Origin of the sequence: Denitrobaculum tricleocarpae (assembly GCF_007004665.1) — a bacterium.
Lineage (GTDB): Bacteria > Pseudomonadota > Alphaproteobacteria > Kiloniellales > Kiloniellaceae > Denitrobaculum > Denitrobaculum tricleocarpae.
In genome coordinates this window covers 239056-253304 of the sequence record NZ_ML660058.1, presented here as the reverse complement: position 1 = coordinate 253304, position 14249 = coordinate 239056, and the positions used below count along the sequence as shown (strand labels likewise).

The following is a 14249-nucleotide window of genomic DNA, read 5'->3' as shown; positions in this document are numbered from 1 at the left end:
TTTTACTCAGGCTGCGATGAACTCGTTCCACTTGCGGACCATGTACTTGTTTTCATCCATGACCGCGTTCCAGCAGGCCACCGCGCCCATGCGGTCGTAGAAGGAACCGCCGTCGCGCACAGCGCCGGCCTTCTCCATGACCTTGCCCTGCGGGTTCACGATGTCCTTCTGCGCCGTCTTGCCTTCGAACCAGTAACCCCACTCGTCTTCGGTCATGAAGTTCTTCGAAGTCTCCGGCACCGCCGAATAGTAGCCCTGACGCATCAGGAAGCCGCCGAGCCAGCCGGAGAGATACCAGTTGATGTACTCATAAGCCGCATCCAGCTCGATCCCCGAGAGGTTCGCCGAGAGGCCCAAGCCGCCGCCCCAGGAGCGATAACCCTCTTTCAGCGGCTGGTAAACGCAGGGAATGCCCTTGGAGCGCACGGCGGTGATCGCCGGCGACCACATGGACTGGATCACCACTTCGCCGGAAGACATCAGGTTCACGCTCTCGTCGAAGGACTTCCAGAAGGCCCGGAACTGGCCGTTCTTCTTGGCCTCGGTGAAGATCGCCATGGTCTTGTCGATCTCTTCCTTGGTCATATTGCCCTTGTCGCCGTATTGCACCTCGCCCATGGCTTCGCAGACCATGGCGGCGTCCATGATGCCGATGGAGGAGATATCGAGGATCGAGGCCTTGCCCTTGAACTCCGGGTTCAGAAGCTCGGTCCAGCTTTCGATCGGGCGGCCGATCAGGTCCGGGCGGATGCCCAGGGTGTCGGCGTTGTAAATCGTCGGGATCAGGGTCATCCAGCCCGACTCGTTGTCGACGAATTTCTTGCCGCCCGGCCCCTCGACGAAGCCCACCGTATGGGGCGCCGTGCCCTGTGCAATGACCGAATCCGGGGTCAGTTTGCCGGAACGGAAGGTGCCGACGATCTTGTCGTAATTCTTGATCTTGCTGGTGTCCATGGCCTGCAGATTGCCCGCACCCCAGACCTTCTTGCAGATCCAGTATTCGATGTCCGCGATGTCGAAAGACTTGGGCTGCGTGGCCGCACGCTGGGTGACGCTGTCTGAATCCAGCGCCGTCATCTCCAGGGTGAAGCCCAGGTCTTCCTTCACCTTCGCCGCCACCTCGTTGAGATTCGACACGCCGGTGCCGAACTGTCGCAGCGTAACGTTCTTGATGTTCTGCGCCCAGACGGTCGGAAAACCGGTTACGGCGCCTGCGCCGACCGCGAGCCCGGCGGTCGCCGCCGCGCCCTTGAGTACTGAACGGCGGCTGATCTTTGTTTTACCTGTCCCTGTGGTCATCGCCATATCTCCTTTTGATGGCTGGCTGTTTCAGTTTTTTAATTCCTCCGGTCTCTGCCGATTTCTCTCTGTTGATTTCTCTGCGTCAATTCCTCTGTGACCTTTATGCCGCGAGGTGATGGGCGTCTTCGGCTTTCCAGCTCAGAAAAACGCTCTCCCCGATTTCAACGGGCTGGTCGAAAAAACGGCTGTCCGGCAGAGTGGCTATCAGATCGCCGGTCGCGCCGCCGTCGAGCGAAATGTTGACGACGCTGCCCAGGAATTCGACGTCCCGTACCGTCGCGGAGAGCGCCGCGCCCGTGCTCTCACCGCTGCGCGCCATCTCCACACGGTCGGTCCGAACGGCCATCAGGCCGGCGTCGGTCTTCATCACGTTGTGACCGCCGATGAAGCGGGCCACGAACTCGGAGGTCGGCGCGTTAAAGACCTGCTGGGGCGCGCCGGACTGCTCGATCACCGCGTTGTTCATCACGATGATGTCGTCAGCGAGCGCCAGGGCCTCGTCCTGGCTGTGGGTGACGTGGATGAAAGAGATGCCGAGTTCGCGCTGCAGCTTCTTCAGCTCCGCGCGCATGCGGGTGCGCAGAAAAGGATCGAGAGCCGAAAGCGGTTCGTCCAGCAACAGGATCTGCGGCTCGGTGACCAGGGCCCGGGCCAGTGCCACACGCTGCTGCTGGCCACCGGAGAGCTGATCGGGCACGCGTTCGCTGTAAGCCTCCATGTGGACCAGCTCCAGCAGCTCCATCGCCCGCGCCCGGCGTGTTTTCCTTTCAACCCCCTGCATTTTCTGACTGAAGGCCACATTGTCGACCACGCTGAGGTGGGGGAAGAGCGCGTAGTTCTGAAACATCATGGCGGTGCCGCGCTTGGCCGGCGGCAGGTCGGTGATGTTGGCGCTGCCGAGCAGGATATCGCCTTCCGTTACGACCTCATGCCCAGCGATCATGCGAAGGGTCGAGGACTTGCCGCAGCCCGACGGGCCCAGAAGACAGGAATAGCTGCCGGACGCGAAATTGTGCGTGATCGCGTTGACGGCAACGGTCTCGCCGTAGGCCTTCGTAACGGATACCAGTTCGAGCGCGGACACTGTAATTCCCCCTGCGAGACTTCCTTCTGCTCTCGGTGTTGCAACGGCTATGCCAGATCTTTAGGCGGCTTTTACCCGTTGTTTTACCTCACGAATCCTGTTGTTCCCCGGAGTAGAACAGGCTTTGGTGACTAAATTTTCGCCACCTTGCACACGATTGAAGCATAAATTGTATACGATTTTTGCTTGCCGCTGCAACCCGCCGGGGCTATGTCCAAGTGGACTGATCGCCAAGGTCCGTGAGCACCTCGCCCCGCCGGAGCTGGCCCTGATGGCCCGGCAGCCGATCGGTGAGCTGGAGCATCACGTGTTTTTCGGTTGCGCCGGTCATGGCGAGTTGCGATCAAGTTGACGAGACAATGGCCGAGCCTATACCGAGTAGATCCGAGATGCCGTCAACCAACGCAAAGCCCGCCAAGAAATCGAGAGAGAAGTCCTCTCGCCGGGCGTCTGGCGGCCTGGGATCTGGCGGCCGGGCGTCTGGCGGCCGGGCGTCTGGCGAAAAGTCGGGTCAGTCCTCCGATCCGGCGGCAGGCTCCTCTCGCCGTCCTGCCCCTGTGCCCTCCCCTGCCGAGGGCTTCAACGGCGCTTTTTCATTGCCGCCGGGACCGGCGCTGGATATCTGCCTGCGCTTGCAGAACGCCATCATCGAGCACCGCCTGCAACCCGGCACCCGGCTCTCGGAAGACGAGGTCGGAGAGATTTACGGCGCCGGCCGCACGGTGGTCCGCTCCGCCCTGCAGGCCCTGGCGCACAGTGGTCTCCTGGAGATCAGGCGCAACCGGGGCGCCTCGGTCGCCAAACCGACGGTCGGTGACGCCCACGAAGTCTTCGAGGCCCGCGCGCTCATCGAACCGGAGGTCGCCCGGCGCGCGGCGGCCAGGATCACCGACACGGACCTCACCCGCCTGGAGGCACACATCGAGGCTGAACACCAGGCCCTCGCTGATAACGACATGGGCCGGGCCCTCGCCCTCTCCGGCCTCTTTCACATCGACATCGCCGAGATCGCCGAACACAGCGTCTACGCGGCCATGATCCAGTCCCTGATCACCAAATCCTCCCTGATCATCGCCCTCTACTGGGTCCGCCCCGACACCGCCTGCGAAAGCCACGCGCACCACGCCCTGCTGGACGCCTTCGCGAACAAAGACGGCGACGCCGCCCACGACCTCATGCGCAGCCACCTGATCGACCTGCATTCGGGATTAAACCTGAAACCGCCGGTCAGGAAGAAAACATCGTTGGCGGAGGCCTTGGCGGGGAGTTAGGTGCGGCTCGCTTAACCCCGCAAATTTGACAGCGTCGGCTTTGAGCCCAAGGCTACAAGTCCTAACCCTTCAACTGGTATGTGATCCAGTTGCTTTTGGTCGCATGGCGATCATAAACCGACCGCGCCCTATAGTTGGTCTCAGAAGTCATCCAACGCACGACATCCCAACCTTGTTCTTTGGCATAAGCACCAACGCTCTCAATCATTAGATCAACGATCCCATTTCCCCGAGCAGTAGGCGCGACAAACATATCGTCAATATAAGCGCCCTTGGTCGCGGGCATAGGACGTTCGTAGGACCGAAAGTGAACAAAACCAGCGAGTTCTCCCCGATCTCCCTCAACAACAAAGCATTGAGTTTGAGCGTACGGGTCATGTATCCAACCTCATACGCGGTCTCTCATTTCCGATGTCTGTTCAGCGCCGCCAAATTCACAGTAAGCGTTAAACAGGGCGTCCCATTCATCACGATCACTGTCTGCGGCCCAGCGGATTGTCGCTGCCATTTCGAAACCTATTGTTCTTGAACAATTCCAACCTCGGATATTCGGCGAGCCAAGATAAGTTGTTCCAGCGCGAGCGTCAGCAATGGCCGCACTGAGCCCAAGCTGTTGGAGGCTTCAACGCGCGCGAATGTCGGCTGTGGCGTCTTAAGTCATGGCCGAACCAGATGAACCTCTCTTATATCCACTTTCCCAAGGCATCAAATTTCCCAGGCGCTCCTGACTTGTAAAAAAAGCCCCATAAGAGAACATCGACTAAATCGCTTGGAAATAGGGTGCAAATATATCTTTGAACAGATGTTGAGGGCGAAGTCGGAACGCGCCACCAACGGCGCGCGTCTTCTTGATTCGATCAATACGGAACACTCTTGATGACATCCGAAGGTGATCCCAGGCGATGATGTACCAGACCGGCCAGTTCAGAAGAATATACTGCGGTTCGATCACGCGAAGAGTTTGATCGCCAGCCTCGGATTGATATTCGATTTCCAGACAATGCTGCCGCAAGAAAGATTCCGCGATCTCCTTCGAGATTCGCGGCACCGGTGTCGCGTAAAGAGAAACTACATTTGCCGAGGCATTGTCACCTATCAGTATGCGCTTACGAATGTTGCTGACTGTCCGACGCTGCTCTTGAGGAAAGGCTTGAAAGAGTTTCTGCCGGATCGCTTTCAGATTGCCGGTCAATATCGGCGATTGCAGGCTTTCCATGATCGCCAGGGCGAGTATCAGCTCAATCACCTCCTGATGATTTAAATGCAGGCGGTCAATGCCCCACCTGCCATTCAGACGAATGCCACCGCCCCGCCCTCTGTCTGACTCGATCGGATAACCGGCTGTCCTGAGTTCCGCAAGTTCACGCATTAAGGTGCGCTGGCTAATGCCCAGATGTTCCCGCAATTCCGAGGTCTTCCAGTGCTCCTCAGACCGCAGCAGACCAATCAGACGATTGCGCCGTTCAACACGTTGTTCAAAGCTGATTTTTGCCATCAATCTAACATGCCATAAAACGGCATATTTAGTTGGATTTCTTATGAAGCGAAAGGATTATTCCGCTATGAGTTGGAAATGACCCGGCGGGGGGGGCGACCGCGGCCTCGCACGCGCGCCACGCCAGAAACCATCAACACCATACCGCACAGAGGAGCTCCGATCGTGAAGCACTATTTCAACCCAATGAGCAGAGGGGTCACCACCGACTGGATGCTCAAAGAACTGGATGTTCCCCACGAACAAATTGTCATCGATTTTTCAAGCGGCGAGAACAATTCCCCGGAATATCGGAAGATCAACCCGATGGGTAAGCTGCCGGCACTTGTGGACGGCGAAACGGTGGTCACAGAGGTCGCAGCCATCTGCGCCTACCTGGCCGACAGATTTCCGGAAAAGGGACTTGCACCTGAAGCAGGGTCTAGCGATCGCGGCAGTTACTATCGCTATCTCTTCATTGCGGGCAACACGATCGAGCCGGCATTCTCGCTTGCGGCTTCCGGACTCGAACACCCCCGGCCCAGCTCCGCCGGATGGGGAGACATGCCGCGTGTCTTGGCGACTGTTGAAGCAATGACACCCGATGCCGGCTGGGCGCTGGGCACGCAGTTCACTGCCGCCGATGTCGTCTACGGCGGCTTGCTGGACTTCTCAATGACCTTCAATTTGTTCGAAGCGTCACCCAAGGTAGCCGCCTATGTGGAGCGTATCCGGGGACGTCCGGCTTACCGGGAGACTCATGAAGCCTTCCTCAAGATGATTGGCAGTCCCGGATAAGAGGAAGCGCATAAGAGGACGCGCATAGCATCTAAGGCTGTTTAACCTGGATTGCCCCTCTGACCGATTCGTGAGCACTGAAGTCTTTAAAACATGCATTTTCAATATTGCTTTTTGAAAATCGTCCCCATATAAAATGCATTTAATATACTTCTTTAATCGGGAGAGAGACGATGACCGCGGAACCGAACAAGGATGCAAGCGCTCTGCACTGGGTGCCGGAAGACCTCAGCGACCGGGTCGCCTATGGCTTCGTCAAGGCTTTGCGCTTCGTCGCGGACCGCTTCTTTGCCCAGCGTTACGGGCATCGCGCGGTGGTGCTGGAGACGGTGGCAGCGGTGCCCGGTATGGTGGGCGGGCTATTGCAGCACCTCAAGGCGCTGCGGCATATCCGCGATGACCAGGGCTGGATCCGGGAGCTGCTGGAGGAAGCGGACAACGAGCGCATGCATCTCATGACCTTCGTCCAGATTGCCAAGCCGACCCTCGCCGAGCGCTGGGTGATCCTGTTGACCCAGGCGGTATTCTATAACGTCTACTTCTGGCTTTATCTCTTCGCGCCCAAGACGGCGCATCGCGTGGTCGGCTATTTCGAAGAGGAAGCCGTCGCGAGCTACACGCATTTCCTTGCGCAGATCGACAGCGGCATCCAGGCCGATGTCCCTGCCCCGCCCATCGCGATCGACTATTGGAATCTCTCCGCCAATGCCACACTGCGCGATGTGGTCTTGGCCGTGCGGGAGGACGAGGCCGGGCACCGCGACCGTAACCACAGCTTCGCGGACGATCTGAAGCGCCGGCAGCAGCCCGCCGGCAAAATCGCCAGCGATGGTGCGGGAGGTTGATCCATGAAAGAGCTCCCCGAAGGGCTGGTTTCCCACAAACGTACGGCGGACTTTACCGAAACGACGATCCCTCTCGGCCTGTTAAAGGATCATCAAACCAAGGCGGGCGTGTGGGGCCTCATCCAGGTAACCGCGGGCAGATTGCGCTACTCCATCCCGTCAAGAGGCGAAGAGATCCCCCTAAGGCCTGGGGTCCCGGGAGTCGTCGAACCCGAGGTGCCGCATCGCGTCACGCCTGAAGGCTCTGTCGCTTTCCATGTCGAATTCTACAGCGCGCCACTCGAAGGAAAGACTACAACGTGACTCGGACAACGGCGCTCATGACCCAATTCGCATGGCCTATCAGTGCCATCGCGGTGGTTCCGGTCGGGCCCGTAGCTTGCTCGAGAGCAATTCGCGGCAAATGTGGTAGCGGGAGGTTAAGCCGAGTGCCGTTCATGGGCAACCCGAGCAACGTCCGCACCGAGCCCGAAGCTGACGTCAGCCGTACTTGAAGAACTGCTCGGGATCGCCTTGGTCAAGGCCGTCAAGTTCGCCACAATAGCGAAAGTCCGCCTTTTGGAGCAATGCACGCATCTCAAGATTTGAACGGTTGGTGGAGGTCCAGACCTCGGACAGCGCGCTTACATGGAGCGAGAGCAAGGCCGTCCCAAGGCCTTGTCTCCTTGCGCCAGGAGAAACGATTAGCAGTGAAATGAACGGCTTTCCAAGGAAGTACCGATGATCCAGGCAACAAAATGCGAGAACCCCCATCTCGGAGACAGCCACGCTCAGTCCGCCAGATTCGGCCACCGACATGATGTAGCCAGCCCTATCCTTCGAGTCGATTTGAACCTCGTCTAACGCGATCGCGCCGACGATCTCGTCGTGCGAGGACGCCGTTCTGATCTCCAAAGCAGCCTCCGCAAGACCACACCATCTATCAAACGATAACAGGCGCACTGTTCCATGTCAGCTTCGTCCGCAAGGACGACATTGAACCGCTGTAAGATCAGTACCGCTACCCTAGAACTCGACACCCTTCTGGGCCTTGACGCCCTGCTCACGGAAGGGGTGCTTGATCTGGGTCATCTCGGTGACCAGGTCGGCGGCTTCGATCAGTTCGGGTTTGGCGTTGCGGCCCGTGACGATGACATGAAGGTCTTCGGGGCGGTTGTCGAGGAACTCCACCACTTCCTCAAGCGGCAGGTAATCGTAGCGCAGGACGATATTAAGTTCGTCCAATAAGACCATGTCATACTTTGGTTTTTCGCCCTTGGACCTGTCGACCCGGCAGGCTTCGATCATTTCCTTCGAGACTTCCCAGGCGCGCTTGGCGGCGGCGATGTCGCGGGCGCGGTCCTGGGTGTCCCAGGTGAAGCCCTCGCCCATGGTGCGGATCTCGGCGAGGTCGGGGAAGCGTTCCAGCACGACGCGCTCGCCGGTCTCCCACTTGCCCTTCACGTACTGCACAACGCCGGTGCGCATGCCGTTGCCGATGGCCCGGGCGATCAGACCGAAGGCCGCCGTCGACTTGCCCTTGCCCTTGCCGGTGTGAACGATCAGCAGGCCCTTTTCTTCGGTCTTGGTGGCGAGCATGCGGTCGCGGGCGGCTTTGCGCTTGCGGGCCTTTTCGTTGGCGCGCTCGTTCAGCTCCGCTTCGGTCATCTCGCCCTTTGCCTTTTCGCCGGCCTGGTCTTTTGCGCTCATCCCGTCACCTCATGTTCTTGTCGTTGTTCGTCTTCCTGTCCGGCCAGCTCCCGCAGTCTGGCCTGCGCCGAATTGGACTTCGCCCGCCAGAGCCCCCGCTCCTGCGCTTCGAGCAGGCGCTCGGCCATCTCGCGCGCCGCCGCCGGGTTGTTCTGCTCCAGAAATTCCAGCACCTCGGCGTCGCCCAGGTAGGCATCGTATACCGCATCGAAGTGGTGGTCGGCCACCACCCGCGCCGTCGCCGCGAAGGCAAAGAGATAGTCCACCGTCGCCGCCATCTCGAAGGCCCCCTTGTAGCCGTGGCGCATCACCCCGGCGATCCATTTGGGATTGACCACACGGGCACGCACGACCCGGGCGACCTCTTCCTCCAGGGTGCGGATCTTCGGACTCTCGGGGCGTGAGTGGTCGTTGTGGTAGACCTGCGGCTGCTGACCGGAGAGGTGCCGCACCGCCGCCGTCAACCCGCCCTCGAACTGGTAGTAGTCGTCGCTGTCCAGCAGGTCGTGCTCGCGGTTGTCCTGGTTATGTACGACCGTGTCGACCGCGCGCAGGCGGGTTTCGAAGAGCCCGTGCGCTGCCGTCCCGCCGCTGCCCGCGCCGTAGGCATAGCCGCCCCAGGCCAGATAGGCCCGGGCCAGGTCACCCTCGTCCTCCCAGCCGCGCTCGTCAATCAAAGCCTGTAAGCCCGCGCCGTAAGCGCCTGGTTTGGAACCGAAAACCCGGAAGCCCGCGCGCTTCTCCGCGTCTTCCACGACTGCACCTTTGGACAACAGTTCATCGCGTTCCTGGCGGAAGGAAGCAGCAAGCGGGTTCTTCTCCGCCGGTTCATCCAAAGCCGCAACAGCGCGCACAGCAGAATCAAACAGGTCGATCTGTGCCGGGAAGGCATCGCGGAAAAACCCGGAGACCCGTAAGGTCACGTCCACGCGCGGGCGGTCCAAGACGGAGAGCGGCAAAATCTCGAAGCCGGTGACCCGGCGGGAGGTCACCTCCCAGGTCGGGCGCACGCCCAGCAGCGCAAGGCCCTGGGCGATGTCGTCGCCGCCGGTGCGCATATTGGCGGTGCCCCAGGCCGAGAGGGCGATGCGACGCGGCCAGGCGCCCTGCTCCTGCCGGTGCCGTTCGATCAGCAGGCAGGCGGATTTCCAGCCCAGATGCCAGGCCGCCGGTGTCGGGACCGTGCGGCTGTCGAGAGAGTAGAAGTTGCGGCCCGTCGGCAGGGCGTCGAGGCGGCCACGGGTCGGCGCGCCGGACGGACCCGGCGGCACAAAAGATCCGTTCAAGCCTTTGAGAACACCGCCAATTTCAGCCCCACCTGACTCGCTGACGGAAGGCCGCACAGAGCTCTGGATGCTCTCCAGCACCTGCAGGGTCCGCGTCCATTCGGCTGACGGCGTTTGCGCGCCGGAGACCAAACGCTGGGCCAGAAGCTCCAGGCGCTCGAGCGTGTCGCCCTGGCTCCGCCACTTGCCGTCGCCGGTCAGGATCTCGGGCCGGGATCCGGCCCAGTCGGCGCCCATTTCGCAATCGAGCGGATCGAAATTCTCGAAGCCCAGATCCGACGCGAGCGCCCGGATCAGCGAGGCATCGCCCGCCTTGCCCTCGCCGCGCGGCAGGCGGGTCAGCGCGACCAGCAGGTCGGTGAGCTGTGGCCCTTCCGGCGCTTCCCCGAAGATGTGCAGGCCGTCCCGAATCTGCAGTTCCTTCAATTCGCAGAGGTAGTTATCCAGCTTGCTTAAAGCCGCATCCGCATCGTCCGCAGCGACGATTCCGCAATCCTTGTCGAGGCCGATGGAGGCGCTGAGCTCCAGGATCTGCTCGCGCAAAACCTTCAGGCGGCGCGGGTCGACACCGGCGGCTTCGTAGTACTCGTCGACCAGCAGCTCCAGATCCGCCAGCGGACCGTAGGATTCCGCGCGGGTCAGCGGCGGGGTCAGGTGATCGACGATCACCGCCTGAGCGCGGCGCTTGGCCTGGGTGCCCTCGCCCGGATCGTTGACGATGAAGGGATAGAGATGCGGTAGGGGACCGAGGACCGCCTCGGGGAAACAGCTCTCGGAAAGCGCCAGGGACTTGCCGGGCAGCCATTCTAAGTTGCCGTGTTTACCCATGTGGATAACCGCATGAACCTGCTCGACTTTCCGCAGCCAGGCATAGAAGGCCAGATAGCCGTGCGGCGGCACCAGGTCAGGATCGTGGTAGGTCGCGGTGGGATCGATGTTGTAGCCCCGCGCAGGCTGAAGGCCGACGGTGATCTTGCCGCAGCGGAAGAAAGAAAGCGCGAAACTGCCCGAACCGGACTTACCTGAACTGGTTTCATCTGAAACGAAGAAGGGATCGGTCTCCGGCGCGCCCCAGCGCGCGGTGACGGCGGCCTGCACCTCGAGGGGCAGATCTTTGTAAAAAGCCATGTAAATGTCACAGTCGAGACGCACACGAATGACACGTCCGTCGACGGCGGCATTGGTCGGCCCCTCGGCCAGACGTTCGACCAGGGCATTGCCGTCATGTGGGATATCTTCGACGTCATATCCCGCCGCCTCCAATGCCCGGAGCAACACGACGGAGCCCGCGGGCGTATCGAGGCCGACGCCGTTGCCCATGCGCCCATCGCGGTTCGGATAGTTGGCGAGGATCAGCGCGACCTTGCGTTCGGAAAGCGGCGCGCGTTTCAGCGCCAGCCACTTCGCCGCCAGCGCCGCGACGAAATCGATGCGGTCAGGGACCGGCGCGTAGGTGACGATCGAGGACTGGGTCGCCGGATCGAAGCGCGCCTCGGACTTGAAGGAGACGGCGCGGGAAAGAATGCGCCCGTCGACCTCCGGCAGGGCCACGTTCATGGCGATGTCACGGGCCGAGAGGCCGTTGGCGGACTCGCGCCAGGCGGCCTCGTTGCCGCCGGAGAAGACCACCTGCAGGACCGGACAGTCCAGGCCGTCGAAGGGTGTTTCCTTCCGTTCGGCCCCGGGACTGGAGATGGCGAAGCCGGTCGCGTTCAGCACGATCCCGCTGCCCGCATCTTCGAGCAGCTGGCGCAGGGTCTCGGCGGAAACCGCTTCCTTGAGGCTGGCACAGTAGACCGGGAGCGGATTGACGCCCTGTGCCTTGAGGCTTGCGATGAGGGCGTCGACCGGCGCCAGGTTCGCGGCCTGAACCAGCGCCCGGTAAAAGACGATGGCGGCGACCGGCGCACCCTTTGTCCATTCGCTCTTAATGTCGTCAAGAGATGGCTGATCGTATCCCGGCCAGTAGATCCCGGCGCGCAGCAAAGGGCGCGGCTCGTTCCAGGCCGGAAGCGAACGGCCCTCCCCCCTCAGGAGCGTCGCCGCATAGAGCAGGAAGTTGCGGGCGTTCTCCGGCCCGCCGTGAATGCAGTACTGCCAGAGCCGGTGACAGGCCTCCGCGCCCAGGGTCGAGTGGTCGGCCAGCTCCGCGTCCGGCTGATCGTCGCCCGGCAGCAGCACCAGGGGGATGCCCTGTTCCGCGCAGGTCGCGCGCAGCTGCTCGACCCCGTAAGGCCAATAGCCCACCCCGCCCAACAGCCGCACGATCACCAGCTTCGCGTTGGCGATCATCTCCTCGGCGTAGAGATCGACCGAGAGGTTGTGGCCGAGCTGCATGAGGTTGGCGAGGCGCAGGCTCGGCAGGTCAGCGTTGCCCGTCCCATCGGCCGCCCCAGGGTCAGCCCCTGCGCGGAGATGCCCGCAGGCCAGCGAGAGGCTGGCCAGCTCGGTGTCCGCCGCCGAGAGCACGATAATGTCGCCCGGGGTCTGGCCGAGATCGACGGCTTCCGATCCATCGGAAATGCCGCCCGCCTGCGCCTGCAAAAGATGCATGTCAGATCTCGCCCTTAACGCCGCTTGATGAGCACGGCTCTATCAACCTGGTCCTTGAAAACCAGGCAAAAAACCAAGATGCCCCCGTTAGCCCGCAATCGCGGCGGCGGCCTCCTGCGGGATGCCGTGGAACGCCGGGCCGGACTCCCCACCCCTTTAAAAGGCGGCGGCCGATTCACGTCCGGCTTCTTCCGAAGCCGAACGATCGGACGCCGGGCCAGACTCCAGCGCGGCCCGGATCGCAGCACTGTCCATATCCGCCTCACCGATCACCACCAGCCGGGTGGATTGGGTTTCCTCCGGCTGCCAGTCGCGGTCGTAGTAGTGCTGCAGGCGGCCACCGACCCCTTGCAGGACCAGGCGCATATCCTTGCCCGCGACCTTGGCGAAGCCTTTGATACGCAGGATGCCATGCTCGGCGATCACCGGCAGCAGGCGCGCGACCAGGGCTTTCGGGTTCTCCACCTCGCCCAGGTCGACGGCGAAGGACATGAAGTCGTCGTGGTCATGCTCATGGCCGTCGTCGTGATGGCTGGGGCGGGAGTCCAGATCGTCTTCGGCGGCGGCCTCCAGGCCCAGCAGGACCTTGGCATCGACCTTGCCGTAGGAACTGCGGACAATCTTGACCTCGGGCCGCAGCTCGCCCTTCACGTCGCGCAACACCCGCTCCAGCTCGGCCTCGGCGAGCAGGTCGGTCTTGTTGACCACCACCATGTCGGCGCAGTTGATCTGCTCCTCGAAGAGCTCTTCCAGCGGGCTTTCGTGGTCCAGGGACTCGTCCGCCTTGCGCTGGGCGTCGACCGCCGCAGGATCGCTGGCAAAGAGACCTTCGGCGACCGCCGGGCCGTCGATCACGGTGATCACGCCGTCGACCGTCACCCTGGTGCGGATCTCCGGCCAGTTAAAGGCCTTGACCAGGGGCTTGGGCAGCGCGAGGCCGGAGGTCTCGATCACAATGTGATCGGGCGGCTCGGCGCGATTCAGCAGAGTCTCGATGGTGGGGATGAAGTCGTCGGCCACGGTGCAGCAGATGCAGCCGTTGGGCAGCTCCAGAACCGCGTCTTCCTCGCAGTTCTCGATGCCGCAGCCCTTGACGATTTCGCCGTCCACGCCCAGGTCGCCGAACTCGTTGATCACCAGGGCGATGCGCTTGCCATTGGCGGTTTCCAGCAGGTGGCGGATGGTGCTGGTCTTGCCGGCACCCAGAAAGCCGGTGATGACCGTTGCCGGTATCTTACCTGAGGATATTTTGTTGGCTTGCGACATGAACTCTTCTCACCAGTGCATTGTTTTATTGGTTTATTTCTCTTAAGGCGCCTTCACGGTCATGGGTATCCCCGCGACCATGAAAACCACCGAATCCGCAACCGCCGCGACGGCCTGATGCAGGCGCCCGGCATGATCACGAAAGTCTCGCGCCAAAGGGTGCATGGGCACAATCCCATGACCGACTTCATTTGAAACAAAGACGACCGGGCCCGCGAGCTTTGGCCCTGTGCCCGCTTCATAGAGAGCCGAAACCAGGGTGTCGATCTCGGCCTCGATGTCCCGCTCCCCGGCCATGAGGTTGGAGAGCCAGAGGGTCAGGCAGTCCACGAGGATTGGGCGCTCCGCCCGCGCCTCGCGGATCAGCACCCCGGCGAGATCCAGCGGTTCCTCGATGGTCTGCCAGCGTTCGCCCCGGCGGGCTTTATGATCTGCGATGCGCGCGGCCATCTCCGCGTCGCGCTCCGCCTGCCCCACCGCCGTGGCGATATAGAGGCAATCGCCGCCTGCTGATTCGACAAGCTGCTCCGCATGGCGGCTCTTGCCTGAACGGGCACCGCCCAGGATCAGAGAGAGCGCCGGAAGCGGGGTTAAAGGGCTGGTGGACACTGGATTCCTGCGGTGCTTTGAGACGTGAAGTGGCGCGAGTTTCCTTAGCCCACAGGCTTCAGGCAAGAACAA

General features: G+C 61.6%; 13 protein-coding genes. 4 read left to right on the top strand and 9 right to left on the bottom strand.

All coding sequences use genetic code 11. From position 1 onward, the window contains the following. Nucleotides 1–6: 6 nt before the first annotated feature. Together FKG95_RS20240 and FKG95_RS20235 are read right to left on the bottom strand one after the other, a co-directional pair. Nucleotides 7–1299, bottom strand: coding sequence for an ABC transporter substrate-binding protein (locus tag FKG95_RS20240; protein ID WP_142898221.1), 1293 nt, complete (start codon nucleotides 1297–1299; stop codon nucleotides 7–9). Between the two features lie 103 nt (nucleotides 1300–1402). After that, entirely contained in the window at nucleotides 1403–2386 is a 984-nt protein-coding gene (locus FKG95_RS20235; protein WP_342779261.1) for an ABC transporter ATP-binding protein, read from the bottom strand. A 389-nt stretch (nucleotides 2387–2775) separates the two neighbouring features. Between FKG95_RS20235 and FKG95_RS20230 the strand changes: the two genes are divergently transcribed. Continuing rightward, nucleotides 2776–3657 (top strand): GntR family transcriptional regulator, encoded by an 882-nt coding sequence (locus tag FKG95_RS20230; protein WP_142898219.1) that lies wholly within the window; start codon nucleotides 2776–2778, stop codon nucleotides 3655–3657. A 61-nt stretch (nucleotides 3658–3718) separates the two neighbouring features. Here the strand turns inward: FKG95_RS20230 and FKG95_RS30485 are convergent, their stop codons facing one another. Both FKG95_RS30485 and FKG95_RS20220 read right to left on the bottom strand, forming a co-directional pair. Beyond that, nucleotides 3719–4039 carry a GNAT family N-acetyltransferase gene (locus FKG95_RS30485; protein WP_142898336.1) on the bottom strand — a complete coding sequence of 107 codons (321 nt, stop codon included), beginning with the start codon at nucleotides 4037–4039 and terminating at the stop codon, nucleotides 3719–3721. A 378-nt stretch (nucleotides 4040–4417) separates the two neighbouring features. After that, nucleotides 4418–5152 (bottom strand): helix-turn-helix transcriptional regulator, encoded by a 735-nt coding sequence (locus FKG95_RS20220; protein WP_142898218.1) that lies wholly within the window; start codon nucleotides 5150–5152, stop codon nucleotides 4418–4420. Nucleotides 5153–5317: 165 nt separating this feature from the next. Between FKG95_RS20220 and FKG95_RS20215 the strand changes: the two genes are divergently transcribed. The 3 genes from FKG95_RS20215 (at nucleotide 5318) to FKG95_RS20205 (ending at nucleotide 7077) form a co-directional block, all read left to right on the top strand. Next, complete coding sequence (locus FKG95_RS20215) at nucleotides 5318–5929, top strand: glutathione S-transferase family protein (protein WP_142898217.1); 612 nt, start codon at nucleotides 5318–5320, stop codon at nucleotides 5927–5929. Between the two features lie 173 nt (nucleotides 5930–6102). Beyond that, nucleotides 6103–6774, top strand: coding sequence for an alternative oxidase (locus FKG95_RS20210; protein WP_142898216.1), 672 nt, complete (start codon nucleotides 6103–6105; stop codon nucleotides 6772–6774). Nucleotides 6775–6777: 3 nt separating this feature from the next. Further along, complete coding sequence (locus FKG95_RS20205; RefSeq protein WP_142898215.1) at nucleotides 6778–7077, top strand: TehB family protein; 300 nt, start codon at nucleotides 6778–6780, stop codon at nucleotides 7075–7077. Between the two features lie 177 nt (nucleotides 7078–7254). On the opposite strand, the gene FKG95_RS20200 is transcribed toward FKG95_RS20205, so the two are convergent. The 5 genes from FKG95_RS20200 to cobU all read right to left on the bottom strand — a co-directional run bounded on the left by FKG95_RS20200 (nucleotide 7255) and on the right by cobU (nucleotide 14177). Then, a complete protein-coding gene (locus FKG95_RS20200; protein ID WP_142898214.1) occupies nucleotides 7255–7668 on the bottom strand; it encodes a GNAT family N-acetyltransferase in 414 nt (137 codons plus the stop codon). Nucleotides 7669–7779: 111 nt separating this feature from the next. Continuing rightward, nucleotides 7780–8463 (bottom strand): cob(I)yrinic acid a,c-diamide adenosyltransferase, encoded by a 684-nt coding sequence (cobO, locus tag FKG95_RS20195; RefSeq protein WP_425456768.1) that lies wholly within the window; start codon nucleotides 8461–8463, stop codon nucleotides 7780–7782. Then, nucleotides 8460–12302 (bottom strand): cobaltochelatase subunit CobN, encoded by a 3843-nt coding sequence (gene cobN / locus FKG95_RS20190; protein ID WP_142898213.1) that lies wholly within the window; start codon nucleotides 12300–12302, stop codon nucleotides 8460–8462. The genes cobO and cobN overlap by 4 nt, the downstream gene beginning before the upstream one ends. 156 nt (nucleotides 12303–12458) lie before the next feature. Then, nucleotides 12459–13568, bottom strand: a complete 1110-nt coding sequence (cobW, locus tag FKG95_RS20185; protein WP_218940281.1) for a cobalamin biosynthesis protein CobW — start codon at nucleotides 13566–13568, stop codon at nucleotides 12459–12461. Between the two features lie 42 nt (nucleotides 13569–13610). Further along, the gene (cobU, locus tag FKG95_RS20180) at nucleotides 13611–14177 is read right to left on the bottom strand and encodes a bifunctional adenosylcobinamide kinase/adenosylcobinamide-phosphate guanylyltransferase (protein WP_142898212.1); all 567 of its coding nucleotides are present in this window, start codon (nucleotides 14175–14177) and stop codon (nucleotides 13611–13613) included. Nucleotides 14178–14249: the final 72 nt, after the last annotated feature.

Bases quoted from the DNA above. Each gene is read 5' to 3' on its own strand.
- FKG95_RS20240 (WP_142898221.1), bottom strand. From the start codon at position 1,299: ATGACCACAGGGACAGGTAAAACAAAGATCAGCCGCCGTTCAGTACTC.
- FKG95_RS20230 (WP_142898219.1), top strand. From the start codon at position 2,776: ATGCCGTCAACCAACGCAAAGCCCGCCAAGAAATCGAGAGAGAAGTCC.
- FKG95_RS20220 (WP_142898218.1), bottom strand. From the start codon at position 5,152: ATGGCAAAAATCAGCTTTGAACAACGTGTTGAACGGCGCAATCGTCTG.
- FKG95_RS20210 (WP_142898216.1), top strand. From the start codon at position 6,103: ATGACCGCGGAACCGAACAAGGATGCAAGCGCTCTGCACTGGGTGCCG.
- FKG95_RS20205 (WP_142898215.1), top strand. From the start codon at position 6,778: ATGAAAGAGCTCCCCGAAGGGCTGGTTTCCCACAAACGTACGGCGGAC.
- cobO (WP_425456768.1), bottom strand. From the start codon at position 8,463: ATGAGCGCAAAAGACCAGGCCGGCGAAAAGGCAAAGGGCGAGATGACC.
- cobN (WP_142898213.1), bottom strand. From the start codon at position 12,302: ATGCATCTTTTGCAGGCGCAGGCGGGCGGCATTTCCGATGGATCGGAA.
- cobW (WP_218940281.1), bottom strand. From the start codon at position 13,568: ATGTCGCAAGCCAACAAAATATCCTCAGGTAAGATACCGGCAACGGTC.